The organism is Paenibacillus alba (assembly GCF_013204855.1).
Lineage (GTDB): Bacteria > Bacillota > Bacilli > Paenibacillales > NBRC-103111 > Paenibacillus_E > Paenibacillus_E alba.
In genome coordinates, this window is sequence record NZ_JABMKZ010000005.1 from 95,239 (window position 1) to 116,483 (window position 21,245).

The 21,245-nt window shown below is 42.8% G+C and carries 12 protein-coding genes and 1 pseudogene; 9 read left to right on the forward strand and 4 right to left on the reverse strand.

The genetic code is table 11. The features are described 5' to 3' along the window. Positions 1-62 precede the first annotated feature (62 nt). From HQN90_RS09330 to HQN90_RS09335, 3 genes and pseudogenes are all read right to left on the reverse strand, one after another. Positions 63-1,616 carry a response regulator transcription factor gene (locus HQN90_RS09330; RefSeq protein ID WP_173217522.1) on the reverse strand — a complete coding sequence of 518 codons (1,554 nt, stop codon included), beginning with the start codon at positions 1,614-1,616 and terminating at the stop codon, positions 63-65. Then, positions 1,609-1,938, reverse strand: a pseudogene (locus HQN90_RS39895) (sensor histidine kinase); the annotation flags it as partial. The gene HQN90_RS09330 and the pseudogene HQN90_RS39895, both read right to left, overlap by 8 nt. A gap of 132 nt (positions 1,939-2,070) precedes the next feature. Further along, on the reverse strand, positions 2,071-2,319 hold the full coding sequence (locus HQN90_RS09335; protein WP_173217524.1) for a sensor histidine kinase: 249 nt from the start codon (positions 2,317-2,319) through the stop codon (positions 2,071-2,073). An 848-nt stretch (positions 2,320-3,167) separates the two neighbouring features. Between HQN90_RS09335 and HQN90_RS09340 the strand changes: the two genes are divergently transcribed. After that, complete coding sequence (locus tag HQN90_RS09340; RefSeq protein WP_173217526.1) at positions 3,168-3,311, forward strand: hypothetical protein; 144 nt, start codon at positions 3,168-3,170, stop codon at positions 3,309-3,311. 296 nt (positions 3,312-3,607) lie between these two features. Further along, entirely contained in the window at positions 3,608-3,739 is a 132-nt protein-coding gene (locus tag HQN90_RS39290) for a hypothetical protein (RefSeq protein ID WP_275942544.1), read from the forward strand. A 235-nt stretch (positions 3,740-3,974) separates the two neighbouring features. Here the strand turns inward: HQN90_RS39290 and HQN90_RS09350 are convergent, their stop codons facing one another. Then, positions 3,975-8,006 (reverse strand): discoidin domain-containing protein, encoded by a 4,032-nt coding sequence (locus tag HQN90_RS09350; RefSeq protein WP_173217530.1) that lies wholly within the window; start codon positions 8,004-8,006, stop codon positions 3,975-3,977. Between the two features lie 599 nt (positions 8,007-8,605). Here HQN90_RS09350 and HQN90_RS09355 point away from each other — a divergent pair. From HQN90_RS09355 to lacZ, 7 genes are all read left to right on the forward strand, one after another. Beyond that, a complete protein-coding gene (locus HQN90_RS09355; RefSeq protein ID WP_216855267.1) occupies positions 8,606-10,825 on the forward strand; it encodes an alpha-L-fucosidase in 2,220 nt (739 codons plus the stop codon). Positions 10,826-11,275: 450 nt separating this feature from the next. Further along, positions 11,276-12,820: a response regulator transcription factor gene (locus HQN90_RS09360; protein ID WP_173217532.1), complete on the forward strand. Its 1,545-nt coding sequence runs from the start codon at positions 11,276-11,278 to the stop codon at positions 12,818-12,820. A gap of 20 nt (positions 12,821-12,840) precedes the next feature. Then, positions 12,841-14,619, forward strand: coding sequence for a sensor histidine kinase (locus HQN90_RS09365; protein WP_173217534.1), 1,779 nt, complete (start codon positions 12,841-12,843; stop codon positions 14,617-14,619). Positions 14,620-14,800: 181 nt separating this feature from the next. After that, entirely contained in the window at positions 14,801-16,108 is a 1,308-nt protein-coding gene (locus HQN90_RS09370) for an ABC transporter substrate-binding protein (protein ID WP_173217536.1), read from the forward strand. 111 nt (positions 16,109-16,219) lie between these two features. After that, positions 16,220-17,098: a carbohydrate ABC transporter permease gene (locus tag HQN90_RS09375; protein ID WP_079412535.1), complete on the forward strand. Its 879-nt coding sequence runs from the start codon at positions 16,220-16,222 to the stop codon at positions 17,096-17,098. After that, entirely contained in the window at positions 17,095-17,919 is an 825-nt protein-coding gene (locus HQN90_RS09380) for a carbohydrate ABC transporter permease (protein WP_173217538.1), read from the forward strand. Before HQN90_RS09375 ends, HQN90_RS09380 begins: the two co-directional genes overlap by 4 nt. A gap of 52 nt (positions 17,920-17,971) precedes the next feature. Continuing rightward, positions 17,972-21,022 carry a beta-galactosidase, LacZ type gene (gene lacZ / locus HQN90_RS09385; RefSeq protein ID WP_173217540.1) on the forward strand — a complete coding sequence of 1,017 codons (3,051 nt, stop codon included), beginning with the start codon at positions 17,972-17,974 and terminating at the stop codon, positions 21,020-21,022. The last annotated feature ends 223 nt before the right edge of the window (positions 21,023-21,245 follow it).

Consider the following 21,245-nt stretch of genomic DNA (forward strand, 5'->3'; position numbering starts at 1 on the left):
CGTATGAAATAATAAAACACTCCACACATATATTCAAACTGTGGAGTGTTTTATTATTGAATTTACGAGTGACGAAGTATGGTTTCTTTAAATTCAGAGGGACTCAATCCGGTCGTATGTTTGAAAATTCGGCTAAAGTAATGTTGATCTGGATAACCGACAATCTCGGCAATCTTCCAAACTTCTTGTTGGGGGTTTTCGCAGATTAATCTTTTGGCCTCTGCGATGCGCAATTTAATAATATATTTCAATGGCGTTTCTCCATAATATTTTTTGACCAATTTAGAAAAAGTAGAAGATGTGAGATGAAATTTCAGCGCTAAATGTTCAAGATTTATATCTTTAGCATAATTGAGTTGGAGATATGTCATGATTTGTTCGATTACCTTAACCATATCTTCTTCACTAGTAGGTACGGTAACCAAGTTCTCGATCACGCCCCATATGTCATGAAAGAGCCGATGAGGATCAGGATTTGTCGCAATTTGCGCATAGATGTCATATTCCAATCTATACAAGTCGGATTCAGGTTTCTTTCCTGTCTGCAAATTAATCAATTGGAGAAGATGACTTATTGTCTTTTCCAATAGTCGCTGAGGATACCGGGCTTGTATCCAATTGTCGAAAAAAGGAAACAAGGCTTGTTTCAGACTATTCGGTTCTCCTGATTGGATGCATGTACTAATTCGATTTCGAAAAGCTTGATCCATAAGAACTGGCGTTGTTTTACCGGCATTCTTTACACAATGAAGAATTAATGATTGACCTATAACGAGCTCACGATCCAGTAAGATTCGAAGTTGTTGCGCTTTTTCCAAAATGTCTGAGTGTTTCATGATGGTGTTCGAATATGCGATCGTGACAGGAAGTTGCTTCACGTGGGTTGATAGTGAGGCACTTATTTCTTGCACAAAAAGCTTCACTTCTTCTGAACGTCTATTATCCGCAGAAATGAGTAGAAATTTCTGATTGCAAGCTTTCTCATCAATGACAAACCAAGTCTCTTCTCCCTTGAGCGTACGACTTAGCATCGTATCGAAGCATATATTGCTCCATAATTCTTGAAAAAAAGAAATATGATGTGGCGGAGTGATCGGAGCAGCTAAATTCCCTAAACAAATTAACAACACAATGAATTCATTGTGAGTATGAATCGAAGCCTGTACGTTATGCGATAACCCATTAATCTTGGAACTCAGCAGTTCTCTATTCATCTTATTGGTTTTCATCTGAAGGCTCCTTCTTAATTTTTGCAAGATCTCATCTAAGGCATCGACAGTTAAAGGTTTCAGAAGGTAATCGTAAACGCCTATTTGCATTGCAAGTTTTGCATATTCAAAATCATTATATCCGCTCAAAATGACAAAAAGGATTTCCGGGAATTCTTTTTTTATACTTCGGATTAATTGGATCCCATCCATTTTAGGCATTTTAATATCAGTAAAAACGACATCGGGCAGCAGTTCATGAATCATGGAGACACCTTCCTCTCCGTTGGAGGCGTATCCGACGACCTGATAGGAATCATCCAGCTTTTCAATTTTCTGCGCAATATTTCTGCGTATTTTTGGTTCGTCTTCTACAATCAGGACGCGATATTTAGTTTGATTAGGCATTGTCTGTACTTACCTCCTTATTTACGATAATAGTGATCACGGCACCGCCAGCGGGGTGGTTGTCAATATCCAACGTACAATGATTGTTATATAGTAATTTCAGACGTGCATAAACATTGATGAGTCCCATGCCATTTATTTTGAGATTCGGGATTCTATGATACGGGTCTGTAGTTGCGATGAGGTGTTTCAATTGTTGGAGATGATTCTTCTGAAAACCTTGACCATTATCTCGAATTATTAATTTCCATCGGTGGTTGTCAACTTGACCTGTTATTGAAATGATCCAAGGAGGATTGACATGAATACCGTATTTAAATGCGTTTTCTACAAAAGGTTAAATAATTAATTTGGGAACATAGATGATTTGTAGTTGCTTTGGAATATCAACATGAAACTTAATGTTGTCCTCATAACGAAGCTTCATTAAATTAATATAATTTGTTGTATGCTCCTATTCCTCGGCCAGACGCACGGGAGATGTATCATGGGAGGAAATGTAACGCAGCATGCTGGACAGATCTTGACAGAATGCGACAATCGTCATCTGATCTGCTTCTTCAGCCAGAATGCTTATATTGGTAATTGTATTGTAAAGGAAATGCGGGTTCATTTGGGTCTGAAGGGCAAAATTTTGAGATTCCAGTTCATGGGCTCTCGATGCGACTGTTTGTTCAAGTGACTCTTGAAGTCTTAAGCGCATGTTATGGAAAGCCAAATTCAACAGTTCCAACTCATTCAGTTTGTTAGGATGATCGAAATTCGCATTGGGTATCGGAGTCGTTAGAGATCGAGAGAAAAAATAGGAGATGACTGAAGTAACAATCAGCGTAAGCAGGCCAAGCAGCAAAATGGCATTTTGAAATGTTCTGACGGGTTTCCAATCGTTAGTATGCGAGAGGTAGATGTGTCCTTAACCCAATCTACATTCATAATGAAATCTTGCGGGATCTTGGTGTAAATAGAATCATTTCCAAAACTTGAAAACTCTCCGCTTGTTTGAAACATATTAATCCGCTTAAATGGTTCATCATACCCCAAGAGTGTGAAAATGATGTCATTTAATTCTAATTCACGCTGATGGTCGATGGTAGATTTATTCACCTCAAAGATGTCAGAGAAAAACAAATCATGGACCTGTTGTGAAAATAAAAAATCTTTTTGGACGCTGCGTTCATGTTGTTTATCTGTGAATTAAAGTCGGCTGATATATAACTTGTCAACTGAAAGAGGGACTCCGAGGATTTTTTTTCCAAAATATTTGATATGTAGACATAGAATGAAACAACACTTATCAGAATAATGCCAATGATGAGAAGAGAAAAAGTTGTTGTTATTTTCGATAACCTCTCGAATTCTTCCTTCTTTTTACAATCAAAACAAAAATGGGATATTGTCAAAATGATGCAATCAGGTTTGGTCCGAACAAAATATCCTCATGGATGAACTGAAATCCCTATGTAAAACTCTTGTAAATGAAAATATAATAGATATAGGGTAGGCAACCTCATATAAATAAGCCAAAAAAGGGAGGCATGGGAGGCATAATATATGAAAAGTAGTGTAACATTTAAAACAGTTTCCAGTGTTTTGAGTAGTGTGGTATTAGTCAGCTTGTTAGCGGCTTGCGGTTCAAATTCAACTTCTGAGCCGTCCGGTTCCAGCCAACTATCAGGATTTCCTGAAAGTGTGTGAAGCGCTCAAGGCCAAAGGGATTACGCCGATTTACGAACCAGGTAAGGCGGAATGGCATCAGGAGATATGGTTAAATACAATGGCATACTCGACATTCTCGAACGAGGTTCTGGCCAAGTTCCCGAATAGTAAAGCAGACACGTGGAAAATGTTCCCTGTACCACTTGCGGATAATAAAACGTGGTCAATTTCCTCCGGCGGTATTGTCCGCTCGATCAATAAGAACTCCAAGGTAATTGATGCGGCAAAGGCATATTTTAACTTCCTGGCGAAACCGGAATGGAACAGGTTTGGATATGGAAAGCGGGGTACTGTACTACAATTCCGCAGTTGTTGGCCAATCTATTCAAGATTTATATCTGGGCGGAAAAACGCTGAAACAAGTACTTCAAACGATCAACGCGGATCGCAACAAGATGTTTAAATAAGTCGGTGTTAAAATTTGGGAGTCCAGTGGTTCTAATAAGGGCTCTTTTTTTCCAATTGGATAAATTCGAACAATAACATTAAACGATGTAACAATGATAAAAGGCCGTTTTTCTTTATTACGGCTTTATCGATTCCGTGCCTGTTCGTTAAAGGAGTAAGACAAGATCCCGCCACTCTAGTGAACAATGTTTCACTGGAGGGGCGGGATTTTTAGAATTTATATGCGGTGTACGGTCAAGGCGTTGCTTTTGTGATTGTGTACACGCCGTTTATAACGGTGTTGAAGGTGTAGGTAACCTCATTCGTATGCCGCGTCTTACCTTGTGTAGAAGGAACCTTATTTCCGTTTTTGTCTTTGACCACAATGCCGGTCGTCCACGGGGATACTAAGGTAACAGGTCTGCCCGCGTCGCTGATGATTTCAGCCCATTGTACTTGTCCGTTTTTCAGTTCGCTGGAAACTCGGAACGCGTTTTTTGCACGCAAGGTTACGAATTTGGCGTTGTAGTTTTTGCTCCATGCAGGGAATAAACGCATCTCGTACGTTCCGCCCGATATGGCGTTTAGCTCATTTTGCAGCAACATGCTATTAACGCTTTCAAGCGCACCCGTATTTTCATAGGAGGCTCCATTATCATAGAACTGTTTCGTATTGTGGTACGTTTTTAACGTTGTACGGAAGCGTTCCATAAGTTTATCAGGATCAATGCCCAATCTCGCGGCAATCGTAAATGATTTGGGGAATCCATTGGTTGACCCGCCATCGGAATGCGGATTCATAAAATTCCCGTACTCGAAGGTGTTCCTGGCAATTTGGAGGAGTGCAGGGTCTGAACCCAGGTTCAATAATTCACTCGGATGAACAGATCCTTCCATCATCGTCGGCTGGTTGGCATTGGAGATGTACGATGCCCAAGGTAAATCGAATGCATTGATTTGAACTTTATTGTAGCTCTTCTGTGCTCCTACAAAAATCTCCTTGTCATACTTAAAGCCAAGATTGGCCAACTCTTTTATGGTCGTTGGATGGTTCTTGCTCGTTGGAATAGGCATCAGATTGTCAAGAATTTCCTGGCATTTTGCAACCCAATCCGCGTCCACGTTTAAAAATTGCGCCATTTCAATATAATCTCTAAACGTCGATCGGATATATCCCATATCAATCGACGGATTGATGTCATTTCCTGCTTCGTGTTCACTGCTAAAGTGTACCCAATACTTGCCATCGCTTTCTTTCACCACGAAATCACAATAGAATTTGACCACCTCTTTGATCGAGGGATAAACAAACCTCCTTAAATTTTCGACATTTCTTGTGTACTTCCAGTCCCATATGAAAGGCATGGTAAATAATGCAACATTTGTCTTTTGGTCGCTGGACAATCTCGGATTTCTTTCTTTGCTAATCTCATGAGGAGCCATAACTCCGAAGAAAGACCTTACTTGGATATGATGCCTGCCGATTTGTACGCCCTCATACCCTCTGTCCGCTGTTTCATGCTGCCAGAAGCTTAAGCCATTCACTGCATCTGAGTAATAAGGCTGGAGCATGTCCGTCCTGTTGCTTGAAAACAGGCCATAGAATGGAGCTTCATAGTTATAATTCGTAACGGCTCTGCCCAAGGCTGCCGAATCATCGTTCGTATGGAACAAGCCGTTCAAACCGCCGACAACATTAGGCTGCTCTGCCCATTCGGGCGTTTGGCGAATAGCGCAGCCAAGGATGTAAAGCGTCGTGTAATAGAAGTCTTGTACGCTCGGGTCGCTTACATTCACATAAGATTTCAGCCAATAATTTTTCCACCAGTTCAGGTGATAGGTACGAGCTGTATTGATGGACGCCTCGGTAATCGCGTTTAATTTCTGAACGGCAATATTTTTCACTGTCGTTAAATCTTTCGTGATCATGATGGACCCTTCGCCCTCTTTTGCTTTCAATCCGCTGTGCGTATACAGCACGGTAGCGACTTTAGCCGTTTCTCCGGGATTTAGCGTCAAAATAATCGTGTTGTTGCCCATAACAAAGTTGCCCTTGATGACTTTGGTTGCCGTGGCTCCACGGAATACAAAATCGATTTCGGCATTTCGGGTCAACCAAATCGCATTCCCGTCGATTCCTGTCGTATTGACGACGATTCCTTCTTTTACTTCAGGAGCAGCCAATTGTATATTGATTTTCTGGGGTCCGGGAGCGCTGCTATCCAATGTAACATTCGTAAACATGGCATTCTGATCGTCAGCCGTCCATGTCTGATAGCTGACCAAATTACTGTTATACTCCATTTTACTGCGGATTTCCGCATTCAAAATATCGCGTTCGTGTAGAAAACGCCCGTCGTACAGTTTAGGAGGATTGATCACGTTCACGCCGTTGCGATACATATTAATATCCGTAATGCGCGCCGAGGTCATATCCTTTGGAAAATACAGCGTTGCATATTGAGGCGCTACCGGTGTGGTCGAGGTTACTCTTAAGAATGAAGTCGTGATCGGAGCCGCAAACTCGAAATTGCTGACAGCATGCACATTACCCTTAACACTTTTAATTGTTGACCAGCTATTTCCATCATTTGAAGTCTGGATATCGAAATCATAGAGGTTATACTTCGCTTCGTCTGGAAAACGTACACTATGATGCTTGATTTCGATCTTGTCGAAGGTAAAAGGCTGTTTTCCTTGAATGCTGACAAACTTTTCCTGACTGCGCGGCAATGTGTCTGTTGGCTCCACAATTTGATTCTCATGTTGCTCCACATCTTGCGCTACTTTTTGCGATCTGGATATCCACTCCGTATTTTCATCCGAATCAAATGCATTGGGGCTGTTGGCATAATAAATCGGTTCCCACCTATCATCTTTAATATGCCCCTCCAACTTATCATCATCCGTGGAAGAGTTGAAGATAAACGGCGGCTTTGTAACGGGTTCTGGATTGATCGGGTCTCCGTTTGTAAGCTTCAACTGGGCATTGAGAAGTTTCTGATCGCCATTATTTTTGAAAGCATCGCCGCTGGCGAGATAATAGCTTTGCTCGTTTTTTCTGGCATCGGAAACAACGCCGAACGTTCCATTACCCATCAGCATGCCTGAAACCATATACTTGCCCTTCAGGTAGAAGGTATCCACCGGAGCCAATTGTTTGGCTGTAAGTCCTGATAACACGCCGCTTATTTCCGCCCAATTGGTTTGCTGGGAAGCCGGAACAATACTCATCGTCGTTTCGTTGCTTTCCGCTTGCAGCGCCACGTCATCTCCGGCAAATACGGCTTTAACCAAATAAGTACCTACTTCAATCGGAGCAGCATTTTTCCATGCAGCACCCGGCGTAAGCGCTTTATATTTATATACAAAAGGAACTTTAATTGGGTACGATACGGCCCCCGTCATCGCGATACTTTGACCCGTGTATTCGAAAGATCTGCTCTCAAGAGTGAGGGCAATGTTTGCTTTGGCAATGGTGAGAACGACCACATTACTCTCAGTTCTGCGGTAGGTATCATTCCCTTCAAACACGGCCTTTACATCATACATACCTAATGCGGTTGGAGCCGTTTCCGTATAATTTTCATTTACTCCATGCCCTTTAAAAAAGTACTTAAAGGGGATTTGCGTTAAGCCACCCGTGTAAGCTATCGTAGCTGTCGCGCGATTTACAGTATCCATGATGACCGGATATCCTGTATAACCGACGGTTTTATCGCTCAATGCAATAGTCGGAACCTGTTGGTACAGTGTGCTTACGGCATCGCTGCTGCTAAACAGCTCAATTTCGGCCAGACGAGCCATCATTGAGTTTGTAACTTGGCCGTAGGCTTGCTCCGGCGTATCATACTCTACTTTAACGTAACGTGCCGTAACAGGTTGTGCCAGCGTACGCTGCGTGACATTATAGATGTTTCCATCCACCTGATCCACTTGTGTATAGTTGACATCATCCGTGCTTACGCTTACTTTGAAGCTCCAGGGGTTATACTTCCTATCTCCGAATACCCCATAGTGGTGAAGAACGAATTTGGATATCTTTTTTTCCGCAGGAAGTTGAATCTTCAACCAATGCGGTTTTACCTTGTCGTTGGTAAACCAGGTGTTGTTGTCTCCAGACACGTTTCCGTCTATCGTTCTGTTGACATACATTTTATTCCAATCACTGCTGGACGTTGCAACCACACCCGGCAATTTTGTTAATGATTGCTCATTCGGCGCGGCAAATACAAGATGAGTTTGAAAAGATCCGAACATGGTTGCTGCCAGTAAACCGGCAATCATTTTTCGAAAGGCTTGCTTTACAGCTTTTTTTTTAACATTATACTAGCCTCCTATGTTTTGTATAACCTGTCGGCATTCGCCGAGGCAGATGGGACAAGGTTTTGCCTTACCCATCAAACGTGCTTTCCTCCTCCTTTCGTTGTTAGCGAACAACTTGCGAGAATACCATCATCGCACAGTTGAGACCCACGTATGTTGCCTTTTCTCACATACGATAAGGCCTTCCTTATATTCTTCTATAATGAAAGCATTCACCTTAAAGATATTGTAGAATATTCAGCAAAAAATGACATGGATGTTTTAGTTTTTTTATGTGGATATTTTTTCTCGCAAAATGGTTTGGGAATTAGTTCTTAATCCCAGCTTCCGATATATTCGGGCGAAAATATCCACATGGATGAGCAGAAATCTCCATGTAAAACACGTATAGATGGAAATATAATAGTCATTGTGTGGGAGTCTGGTGGTTCTAATACAGGCTCTTGTATTGCCTATGCATACTGTAGATGAAAGGGGGTGAACTTCCTCGTATCGCAGGTTCCCAGGATGATGAGATCCATTAATACTTGAATCTTAGTGGAATAAAAGGAGGATAACATTTGAAAATCGCGAGAAACCTTGTTTATGGAACATTGATGTTAAGCTTAACTTTCCCGATCGCAATCCCTTCTGTCAGTGCAACCACAAGCACAACTTATCAGCCAACTTGGACCTCGGTTGATCAGCACACACCGGCACCGGAATGGTTCAAAGACGCTAAATTCGGTATTTACTATCACTGGGGTGTCTTTAGTGTACCTGCCTATAGCACCGAATGGTATCCGAGAAACATGTACAGAACAGAAAGGTCTGAAAACGATCATCATATAAGCGTTTTTGGTGATCCATCCGTTTGGCCTTATCATAATTTCATTAGAGGTGCCAATGATAAAAACGGGAATTTCACCCAATTCGCGCCGAAGTTGAAATCACAAGGAGGCAATTTTGATCCAAACGAATGGGCACAGCTCTTCGTCGATGCAGGTGCCAAATTCGCCGGACCTGTTGCAGAGCATCACGACGGATATTCGATGTGGAACAGCAGTGTAAATGAGTGGAATTCCGTTGGCACCGGTCCCCACCTCGATCTACTTGGACTATTTGCAAGCGCAATCCGCAGTAAAAATTTAAAATTACTAACCTCTTTGCACCACGCTTACAACTTCAACGGCTTTTATCGATATGCCCCTGCACAAAGCGATCCAAGCTTGCAAAAGCTATATGGCCAATTATCACGACCGGCCGAGAATCAGCTATGGTTCGACAAATTGAAGGAGGTTATCGACGGTTATCAGCCTGACATTATTTGGCAGGATTTCATGTTGGATGGCGTGGATGAGGCGCAGCGTCTAAACTTCCTTTCTTACTATTACAATAAAGCGATTGATTGGAATAAGGAAGTCGTTGCCACCTATAAAGATGGGTTTAACACCAAAGGAGAAATACTCGACTACGAAAGAGGGGGGCCCGGTGAGCTGCAGCCTAATTATTGGCTTACCGATGACAGTGTCTCGAGCTCAAGCTGGAGCTATACGCAAGGCATGGGTTACTATTCCACGAAGCAAATGATTCATTCGCTCATTGATCGTGTAAGCAAGAATGGCAATTTGCTTCTAAACATTGCCCCAATGGCCGACGGCACCATCCCTCAAGGGCAGAAGGATATCTTGCTTGGTATGGGCAGCTGGCTCAAAAATTATGGGGAAGCCATATACGCGACACGAGCTTGGGCCAGTTATGGAGAGGGCCCAACCAAGATGGGCGGAGGGCAATTCGTAGCCCCACTTGTAGGTGCGGCTCAAGACATTCGTTTCACCCGGAATAAAAGCAATAATACCCTTTATGCCATTGTAATGGGATGGCCCGGTAATGGCGCGGATTTGAATATATCTACACTCAACTCCGCTCGATTCAATACAAGCACCTTAACCAACGTCCAGCTCCTAGGATCAACACCAGGAAGCTATATAAATCTGAATAAAACGCAGGATGCGAATGGACTCAAGGTAACTATGCCTGCTTCGCAGCCTTCTGCAGATGCTTATGTCATCAAGCTCAGCTTCTCGGGACAGATTCCAACACTTGGTCCTGAAGAGGCAGTCGGTGTTTTTGAAGCTATTAACTATAGCGGCAATTCGACGAATCTGGCACTTGGCACGTATACAACGGCTCAATTGCAAGCTGTCGGAATCGGGAACAATAAAATCTCTTCGGTGAAAGTACCGTCTGGATTTAAAGCAGTTGGCTATGAGAAAGATAATTTCACCGGAATCGCATGGCCGTTCACGGCAAGCAATGCAGATCTGCGGAATACTGGCAATAATGATAACATTTCATCCATCAAGATTACATTAGATGAAAACGTTTACCTCAAGATTGTTAGCCTTTCAAACGGAATGGCGCTGGATAGTGGGGGCAGCGTTGCTGTAGGCTCGCCTATCAAACTCCATAACATGAGTCCAAGTGCGAATCTTCAGTGGCATATCATCGATAACGGAAATGGTTACTACAGGATAGTTAATAGAGCAAATGGTCTGGTTATGGATAGTGGGGGAACGGTTGCGCCGGGTTCAACCATTAAACAATCGAATTGGAACAGCAGCAACACAAATTTAGAATGGCAGATTGCTCCAACAACTGGAAAGAATTATAAAATCGTCAATCGCGGCAACGGATTAGTGATAGACAGCGGAGGTAAGGTAAGGCAAGGGGCCGATGTCAAAGAATACGCGTGGAATGGAGATTCTAATATGGAATGGCAAATTGTTAAGGTAAACTAGGAGGAAGTCCGCGTTTCAGTGGCACGGTGCAACTTCATTGTTGAACCGTGGCATTCTTTGTTTGTTGGAAGTAAGTGGAATTATTGTCGAAGAATTAAATTAGTTGGTAAAGCTACATCAGGAACAGACGGGATGTAAATTAATAGAAGAAGCATTCATTATAGTTGATTGCTTAATTAAATGTAGATTCTAAAAAAGGAACACGAACCCAATTCGGGCTATCGTGTTCCTTTTGTTTTTAGGAAAAGAATGCACACGGAGTATCCTAATCCAAAATAGGATATTCGCGGATAGTCTCACCAATTATGAAAATGACCAAATCTTTATTTTCGGGAAGGAAGTTGATTTATTCTTGTTAAAGTGAACAAATAAATTTACAATGTGACAGAGATTGATACATCATTCAAACTAAAAGTGGGAACCTATGTATGATCCGTAAAGGAGTTAGTCATGGAGACGTATTGCAAGGTATTAATTGTTGATGATGAGATGCTGGTGCGTCAAGGAATCAGACATCTTCTCGATTGGGAAAGCGAAGGCTTCCACATTGTTGGCGAGGCTTCTAACGGTAAGGATGCGCTTGAGATGGTTAAATCATTCCAACCTAACTTGATTCTGACGGATATTGTTATGCCGGTTATGAGTGGGGAGGAATTGGTAAGAGTTGTGAAGGGACTATATCCGGAAATTGAAATTGTGGTTCTCAGCAGCTACGGTGAATTTGAGTATGTGCGCTCTACGTTTCAGCACGGTGTAGCCGATTATTTATTAAAGCCTAAATTAGATGCGAATTCGCTGCTAGCCGTTTTAAAAAAGACCGTACAGGGAATGCCAGCCTTCCGACATATGGACTTTACGAATGAAAAAGGACAGTCCGTCGACTATGTGTTGGACAGGCTGATTTCGGGTTATGCCATGGAGCTTGAGGGTGCGGAGATCAACACGCATTTGCCATATCCTTATTTCGTTTTATTAGTTGTAGATCTGCAAGATAGCACATCCTCGATGAAAAGAAATGAGGAATGGATCGAGGCATTCCTAAAAGGTATGGTTCAGGATGTTAAGCAGCCTGTTGTCGTTCACCGTCTATCACATCAAGATAGCCACATCCGTTTTTTGCTGAATACAGCGGATGCTGGCAGAATGGATGCCATCCATTTGGCTGAGCAATTGGTGGAATCTGGTGTGAGAGCGGGCTTATCCTTCTATGCAGCACTTAGCAAAAATTTCACGCAAATCGAAGAGCTTCATGACGTTTATACGCATGATATTCTCAAAGTGTTGGATCACCGGTTCTTTTTATCGGATCAACAACTGTTCTTTGCTGATGAATTGGTGGAAGTGGTAGGGAGTGGTGATTCGTTTGATTCGGAGGCGTTTACCGCGGAGCTGAATCATCAAGAATTTCATTTAGCTTTTCAACGGCTCAGCCGATATGTCGACTCCATGCCTGATAGGCTTGATACGGATATGTTTGAGTTTAAATCTTTTTTAGGACACAGCCTATTCAATATTATTGTCACGCTGCTGCATTTTCACTTTGAGGCTCGCACGCTGGATGAAGCGAAGTATGAGTATTTTCGTGCCATTCATGAGGCCAAACATATTGGGGAAGTGCGCTCTCTTTTAGCCAAGTTTCTGAATGAGGCAACTGACTGTGTAACAGGAAACAAAACAAATTCTCCGGGCATACAAAAGATTTTGACGTATTTGGATGAGCATTTTGCTGAACCGCTTACGCTGACTGAAGTAGCCAGACAGTTTCATTTCAACCCTTCGTATCTGTCCAATTATTTTACCATTCATAATAAGGAAGGTTTTAATGAGTATTTGAATCGTATTCGGATTGAACATGCTTGTGAATTATTAAGGGATAGCGCGCAATTTACGATTTCAGAAATTAGCTCTCTTGTTGGATATTCCGATCATAGTTACTTCACGAAAGTGTTTCGTAAACTGATGGGGACTTCACCTAGCCATTATCGAAAAAAATAAAGATGAAAGGAATCAAGCATATGAGGGTATGGCTAAGAAGGATCTCTGATCAAAGTTTGTTTAGTAAATTGTTTCTAGTTATGGTTCTTAGCATAATTACGGTTACGGTGGCCACTTCCTGGGTTACTGTGCAAATGTCGGAGGAGCTTTTTGTTAAGACATTCAGTATCACGAATTCCAAAATCATTGAGCAAATTAAAAGCGGTCTTGAATCCATTCATTATTCTAATGTAAATATTATCATTAACACCTCGCAAAGTGGGGCGATTAAGCGTTTTTTGACCGAAGGAGATGTCGATTCGGAAACCAACTCCGTAGTGACATTTGACATGAGCGAGCAGATGAAGCGAATCCAGGCGGGTATTGGAGCTAAGAGCATTGGGATGATCATTTCGGGTATAAATGGAAATAATTACACGAGATACAATACCTACTGGTCTGGTACTTCGGCGGATTTACAACGCAATTCGATTACACAGGAATCGCGGAACCAGCCGGGACGCTTGTTGTATAGCTATTTGGGCGAAGGAAAGCCAGGTTCTGGAGATCAAGGACTAGTTGCCGCCAAAACTCTGACTGATCCTGTTAGTAAAGAGTGGTATGGGACGCTTTATATCATCATGAAAGAAAGCGTTTTAAGATCGATTTACGCAAGTTTTACAAGTGATGGGAATGACGTGATGATCTTGGATCGTCAGGGTCTAATCGTTTCCAGCAATCGAGCCGAGTTGATCGGGACAACATCGAAAGAGCTTTTAGATAGTGCTCAGAAGATTCGGCAGCATGCTCTGGTAAAGGATGAAATGAAGATGTCCGATAAGGATGTCATTGTATTGGCTGATGATTTGGCTTTGTACGATTTTTACATTATGAATGTCATTGATAAGAAGGTGACACTCGGTCAAATGCTCAACAGGAAATCGATTTTCTTCCTTGTTGCGGGAATCGTGGCTATTGCTGTGCTCGTTGTGTATGTGATCACGCGGAGATTGATGCTCTCGTTAAGAAGGCTTGTTAAGCAAATGTCTACGGTAACGAAAACGAATTTTAACAATTATATGGCGGTTACAGGCACCTATGAGACTAGAGAGCTTAGTCGCTCCTTCAATTTTATGCTCGACGAGTTGAACGACTATATCTCCCAGCTTGTTGATACTCAGAAGGAGCAGCGCAAGGCAGAATTAGCCGCGCTGCAGCAGCAGATTAACCCGCATTTTCTATATAATACGCTGGCTTCCGTTAACATTCTCGTTCAGCGAGGGAGCCAAGAGACCGCCACGCAAACGATTCATGCACTCATTTCTCTCCTGCAGAATACCATCAGCAATGTCAAAGAAACGATTCCCGTTGTGCAAGAGATGGTGAATTTAAAGCATTATGTGTTCATTAATCAGATTCGTTATGGTCAAGGGATTAAAGTCGATTACTTTGTTTCACCGGACTGCATGGCTGCGCAAGTACCTAAGTTGATGCTGCAACCTTTCATCGAGAATGCTTTTTTTCATGCTTTTAATAAGAAAGGCACTGGATATATTTACGTTATCATCACAAAAGAAAAAGATACGCTGCTTTGTGAAGTGGTTGACAATGGGGATGGCATGGAACTTACGAACGAAGCGGATGAGATACCGAATCCCACAAGTGCGAGGCAATTGTTCACAGGGATTGGTATTCGCAATGTGAATGATCGTCTGGTTCTTTTGTACGGAGAACAGTATGGGGTAACCATAACTAGCACCTTAGGGCAAGGGACGAAAATATCGATATGCCTTCCATGGCGCACAGAACAGTACACGTAGGAGAATAAAAATCTAAAAATAATGCAAAATATAAAAATATTACAAGTGGCAGGTGGAGGAGGGAATATCAGATACAATAAAAACGCTAATTTCAGTAAATTTCGTTCTAACAAGACGATTTGCCCAAATGATATTATCTATAAGTAAGCACTTACAAATACAAATCATCAAGGGGGACCACATGAAGAAGACAATTTCAACGGTTTTACTTGCAAGTTTTTTGCTTTTGACGGCATGTTCAAGTAATTCGTCTGACACATCATCAACGACCACTCCTAGCGGCGGTGCGAAGAGCACGAGTAAGGAAATTACAGTTTGGGCATGGGATAAGAACTTTAATATTGCAGCAATGAACCTAGCCAAAGATGCCTATGCCAAGGATCATCCTGATGTGAAAATCAATGTTGTTGAATATGCGCAAGATGACATTATTCAAAAGATGAATACGGGTTTGAACTCCGGTTCAAAGTCAGGTCTGCCGAATGTGGTATTGATTGAAGATTACCGTGCACAAGGCTTTTTGAAAACATATCCAGATGCATTTGCAGATATGTCCGCATCCATTAAGGCTTCGGATTTCGCTGAATACAAGTTGGGTCCAACAAGTTTGAACGGCAAACAATACGGTGTACCATTTGATTCCGGCGTAACAGGACTATATGTGCGCAGAGATTATTTGGAACAAGCAGGATATAAGGTCGATGATCTGAAAAATATAGACTGGCAGAAATTCATTGAAGTCGGTAAAGCTGTTAAAGCAAAAACAGGTAAAGATTTGCTGACGCAGGATCCCAATGATCTTGGTTTAATTCGTATGATGATTCAATCCGCTGGCGCTTGGTATCTGAAAAGTGATGGCACCACGCCGGACCTCAAAGACAACCCAGTATTGAAAGAAGCTTTCGAGACATACAAAGAAATCATGAACGCGAATATTGTGAAAATTAACTCGGATTGGAACTCCTTCCTTGCTGGTTTCAACAGCGGTGCTGTCGCTTCAGTTCCAACAGGTAACTGGATTACGCCTTCCATTAAATCACAAGCGGATCAATCCGGTAAATGGGCAGTTGTTCCTTTTCCTAAGTTGAAAAATACAGCTAGTTCTGTGAACGCGTCAAACCTTGGGGGAAGCTCCTGGTATGTATTGAACAGTGATGGTAAAGATACGGCTGCTGATTTCCTTGCAAAAACGCTTGGTTCTGATGTGAATTTGTATCAAAAATTAGTTACAGACGTAGGGGTTGTTGGTACTTATAAACCTGCTGCGCAAGGTGAAGCCTATACGAAAGCCGACGATTTCTTCGGAGGTCAAAAGGTGATTTCTGATTTCGCAACATGGACGGCTCAAATTCCAAAAGTCAACTATGGTCTGCATACGTATGCGATTGAAGATATTCTCAAAGTTGAGATGCAAAACTACCTGAAGGGCAAAGACATCGCCAAAGTATTCAGTGATGCCCAATCCCAAGCAGAATCCCAACTTAAATAAGTTTCTCTTCCCATTAACTTTATGAACGCTGACCTCTGAATTGCGAAATATGCAAAGAAGGGGACAGCGTTTCAATTTTTAATCGCGATGAATAGGAAGGATTTGGATCTAATGAACTACTCGATACGTAGCCGTGCAAAGCTTACGGGATGGCTGTTTATCGCTATTGCCGTATTAATGATATGTTTGTTTTACTTTTATCCTATGATTCAGGCATTGCTGCTTTCCTTTAAAACAGGTGCGGGTGCTAATCTACATTTCAACGGGATCAGCAACTATAAGCGGCTCTTTAGCGATAAGACATTCATCACTGCTGTTAAGAATACGTTTATCTATTTGATTATCCAGGTGCCGGTCATGATCATTCTGTCCATGATGATTTCCGTCTTGTTGAATGACAGCAAGCTTCGTTTCAAAGGTTTTTTCCGTACAGCTATTTTCTTGCCTTGTGTGACTTCACTTGTTGCCTACTCCGTTGTTTTCAAATACTTGTTTGGCAACGATGGTTTGATTAATATGGCTTTAATTAAGATTCACTTGATTGGACAGCCCATTGCATGGATTTCCGATCCTTTCTGGGCGAAAATTACGATTATCCTTGCCATTACATGGCGCTGGACAGGATATAATATGATTTTTTTCCTTTCCGCATTGCAAAACATTGATAGCTCTATTTATGAAGCAGCACGTATTGATGGGGCCTCTCCGATTAAACAGTTTTTCTTTATTACGTTTCCAATGCTTAAGCCAATTGTTCTCTTCACGTCCATTACCTCGACGATTGGTACGTTGCAATTGTTCGATGAGATTATGAATATTACGAAGGGTGGCCCAGGTAATGCTACCCTCTCCATATCGCAGTACATCTACAATCTTTCCTTTAAATACACACCTGATTTTGGCTATGCGGCAACTGTTTCCTATTCGGTTGTAGTCATGATTATTGTGTTATCTGTCCTTCAAATCAAATTGGCAGGTGATAAAAAATGATAGCTTTAAGACGTACAATCATCTATCTCTTCCTTGCTGCAGTGGCGGTAATATCCATTTTTCCATTTCTGTGGATGGTCATTAGTTCCACGAATCTGTCTGTGGACGTTACGCAGGGCCGAATGTTGCCAGGATCGCATTTCATGGACAACTTTCATAAATTAACAGACTCCATTAATCTCGTTCCCGCACTTTGGAATTCATTGAGGATCTCGTTAGCTACAACCATTTTGGCTTTATTGGTTGCTTCGCTGGCTGGCTATGCTTTTGAAATCTATCAGAGCAAAGCCAAAGATATCGTGTTTAATTTACTGCTTGTCTCCATGATGATTCCGTTCGCGGCGTTGATGGTTCCGCTTTACCAGATGTTTTCCAGCATATCGCGTACGGTTCCATTTATCGGGATCAACACGATGAACGCGGTCGTCCTTCCGACATTTACGACAGCGTTTCTCATTTTCTTCTTCCGTCAAAGCACGAAAATGTTTGCGAAGGAGCTTCTGGAAGCTGGGCGAATTGATGGACTGACGGAATTAGGATTGTTTTTCCGTATATATATGCCGACTATGAAAACAACGTATTCAGCTGCCGCTATCATTACTTTTATGTCTAGCTGGAACAATTACTTGTGGCCGCTTATTGTCTTGCAAACACCGGAGAAACGAACAATTCCTTTGTTGATTTCCAATTTGGGTTCGAGTTATTCCCCGGATTTTGGGGTGATCATGACGGCGATTGTCATCTCAACACTGCCGACAGCACTCGTATTTTTCTTGATGCAAAAACAATTCGTTGCGGGTATGGTAGGATCTGTAAAATAGTGTATCATTCGAAGGCCCTTTTTGGGTCTTATTTTTCGGGAGGCATAGATCAATGAAACATTCGGTACCAAGCCTAGATTGGCTTCAAGATGTAAATGTATTCAAAGTGAACCGGCTGGAAGCCCATTCTGATCATCGTTATTATCATTCGATGGCGTCCGCGGAGGCGAGTGCACCGATGGACATGCGGCATAGCTTGAACGGACGCTGGCAGTTCAGTTATGCGGTTAATCCCGCAAGTCGTGTGCAGTCTTTTTATCAGATGGATTATAACTGCAGCGCTTGGGAGCATATCCAGGTGCCTGGTCATATCCAGCTTCAAGGCTGGGGAAACCCGCAATATGTCAACACGATGTACCCGTGGGATGGTGTAGAGGCGCTTCGTCCTCCGCACATTTCGCAAGAGTATAATCCAGTTGGCAGCTATGTGAAAAACTTTGAATTACCAGATACGATGATTGGTAAGCCCGTCTACATATCGTTTCAAGGTGTGGAATCGGCCTTCTTCGTATGGCTTAACGGCGAATTTATCGGTTACAGTGAAGATAGCTTTACGCCTGCCGAGTTTGACTTAACGCCCCATATTCGAGAAGGAGAGAATAAGCTGGCTGTTGAGGTTTATCAGCGCAGCACAGGAAGCTGGCTGGAAGATCAGGATTTCTGGCGGATGTCGGGGATTTTCCGCGATGTGTATTTGTACACGGTACCTAAGGTGCATGTATGGGATATGCGCGTGCAGGCAGATTTGGATGATGCCTATGAGCAAGGGCTTCTGGAGATTGAGCTCAAGCTTCGCAATGAGCATACGCAATCCGTTTGCGCTAAGCTTGAATTAAAGGATGCTGAAGGGCGGATTTGTCTCTCCGAAGAAGGTCAATTCCGCGAGGGCAACCTGATCTTCAACCTTTCAGCAGGTCCTGTTCAACCGTGGAGTGCAGAAAGCCCCTATTTATATGCCGCGTGTATCTCAATTTACGATGAGAGTGGAAATTTAATTGAAGCCATCGTTCAGAAGACCGGATTCCGACGTTTTGAGATGAAAGACAAGCTGATGTGCATCAATGGCAAACGCATTGTGTTCAAAGGGGTGAATCGACATGAATTTAACAGCCGCAGTGGACGAGCGATCACGAAGCAGGATATGCTGTGGGATATTCAAACGCTTAAGCGCAGCAACATTAATGCGGTGCGCACGTCACACTATCCCAATCAGACACTCTGGTACGAGCTTTGTGACGAGTACGGGGTCTATGTCATTGATGAAATGAATTTAGAGACGCACGGCTCATGGCAAAAGATGGGCGCTGTTGAACCTTCTTGGAATATTCCAGGTAACGATATGGGGTGGCAAGATATTGTCATGGATCGTGCGATTTCGATGGTGGAGCGGGATAAGAATCATCCTTCGATTCTCATTTGGTCTTGCGGCAATGAATCGTATGCCGGCCAAGTTATTCTCAATGTGTCCAACTATTTCCGCGAAACGGATCCTACGAGACTAGTTCATTACGAAGGTGTTTTCTACGATCGCAATTATGGAGCGACCAGCGACATGGAAAGCCGCATGTATGCGAAGCCAGCGGATATTGAGGCATATCTCAATAGTCAGCCGGATAAACCGTACATTAGCTGTGAATATATGCACGCTATGGGGAATTCCGTGGGAGGCCTTCATAAATATACAGAGCTTGAGAACAAATATCCCATGTATCAAGGCGGCTTTATTTGGGATTATATCGATCAGGCGATTGTGAAAAAAGACCGAAATGGCCGCGAGTTTTTGGCATACGGCGGGGATTTCAAAGATCGTCCAACCGATTACAGCTTCTGCGGCAATGGTCTCGTCTTTGCAGATCGTCAAATCACGCCTAAAATGCAGGAAGTAAAATTCCTTTATCAAAATATTAAGCTGGAACCAACTCGAACTCATATTAACATCGTGAATGAGAATTTATTTGCGAATACAGATGATTTGGTGCTTGTGTACCGTCTGTTCCATGAGGGAAAAGAAATTACCACGGGGCAAGCCAATATTGAGGTCGAAGCTCAGAGTGAATTCAGTCTGCCAATTGAGCTGCCGAATGTAGAAGGAACGCCAGGTGAGTACTGCATTCAAGCTTCTTTAGTTCTAAGAGAAGCTGCTTTATGGGCTGATGCTGGATTTGAGACTACGTTTGGTGAAACAACATTTGTGATTGAGGCAAGCCGTCCCAATGAACTGCCTTCCGGTGAAGTCGTTGTAGTTGAGGGCGATGTCAATATGAGCGTGACCGGCAAAGGCTTCTCTGCCATTTTCTCGAAACAGGTAGGATCTCTGGTTTCGTTGAAATACGAGGGCCGCGAAATGATCGCTACGCCGCCTGCTCCTTTATTTTGGCGGGCAACCACGGATAATGACAAAGGAACCGCAATGAGCTTTACGGCCGGAGCTTGGTATGCAGCCAGTCTGGCACGCAAATGCGTCAAATGGGAACTGCAGCAAGAAAAGGGTTCAGCAACTGTCATTTTTGATTACAACTTCAGCATCAGCGCTGAAGTTAGCGTTCGCATTGCATACACGGTATTAGCGAACGGAACGATTCGCGTGAATACGCATTACAAGGGTGCCGCGGGTCTGCCGAATTTGCCGATACTCGCTGTATCGTTCAAGATGTCTGCGGATTATAATCAATCCGAATGGTACGCGATGGGACCTGAAGAAAACTATATCGACCGTAATTTCGGTGCTCGTTTAGGCATATTTAGTCGTCAGGTGGACCAGTTGCCTACGCCTTATCTGGTTCCACAGGAATCTGGCAATCGTACTGGCGTACGCCGTGTGAATATAACGGATATGACAGGTATCGGTTTATCGATTCAGTCTGACCCATTAGCACCTGTAGAGTGCAACTTGTCTCCGTATACGGCATTTGAACTTGAGCATGCGGATCATGCTTTTGAGCTGCCGGAGGTTCATTATACGGTTGTTACCGTTGCAGGCAAACAGATGGGTGTTGGGGGGGATGACAGTTGGGGTGCACCTGTCCATGAAGAATATCAGATTCCATCCCACCAAGAGATTCAGTTTGAGTTCATCTTGACAAGTTATAACGTGCCTTCGTAAGTAGATGAATTTGATGGTTGTGGTGCAAGAATAAAAATGGATTGCAAATACCCAACAACATTTGGTTAATCTAACGCGAAACTATAGTTTAGGATCTGCTTAGCGGCAGATCCTATTTTGTTTATTGAAGCAGCGGGAGTTTAGTATGATGAACCGGCCCCATAATGTGGTAATATAAATAGTAGCTCGAATTAGAAGTGGGGCATGGTCGACACGTGAGCAC

Bases quoted from the DNA above. Each gene is read 5' to 3' on its own strand.
- HQN90_RS09330 (WP_173217522.1), bottom strand. From the start codon at position 1,616: ATGCCTAATCAAACTAAATATCGCGTCCTGATTGTAGAAGACGAACCA.
- HQN90_RS09335 (WP_173217524.1), bottom strand. From the start codon at position 2,319: ATGCGCTTAAGACTTCAAGAGTCACTTGAACAAACAGTCGCATCGAGA.
- HQN90_RS09340 (WP_173217526.1), top strand. From the start codon at position 3,168: ATGAAAAGTAGTGTAACATTTAAAACAGTTTCCAGTGTTTTGAGTAGT.
- HQN90_RS39290 (WP_275942544.1), top strand. From the start codon at position 3,608: ATGGAAAGCGGGGTACTGTACTACAATTCCGCAGTTGTTGGCCAATCT.
- HQN90_RS09350 (WP_173217530.1), bottom strand. From the start codon at position 8,006: ATGATTGCCGGTTTACTGGCAGCAACCATGTTCGGATCTTTTCAAACT.
- HQN90_RS09360 (WP_173217532.1), top strand. From the start codon at position 11,276: ATGGAGACGTATTGCAAGGTATTAATTGTTGATGATGAGATGCTGGTG.
- HQN90_RS09365 (WP_173217534.1), top strand. From the start codon at position 12,841: ATGAGGGTATGGCTAAGAAGGATCTCTGATCAAAGTTTGTTTAGTAAA.
- HQN90_RS09370 (WP_173217536.1), top strand. From the start codon at position 14,801: ATGAAGAAGACAATTTCAACGGTTTTACTTGCAAGTTTTTTGCTTTTG.
- HQN90_RS09375 (WP_079412535.1), top strand. From the start codon at position 16,220: ATGAACTACTCGATACGTAGCCGTGCAAAGCTTACGGGATGGCTGTTT.
- HQN90_RS09380 (WP_173217538.1), top strand. From the start codon at position 17,095: ATGATAGCTTTAAGACGTACAATCATCTATCTCTTCCTTGCTGCAGTG.
- lacZ (WP_173217540.1), top strand. From the start codon at position 17,972: ATGAAACATTCGGTACCAAGCCTAGATTGGCTTCAAGATGTAAATGTA.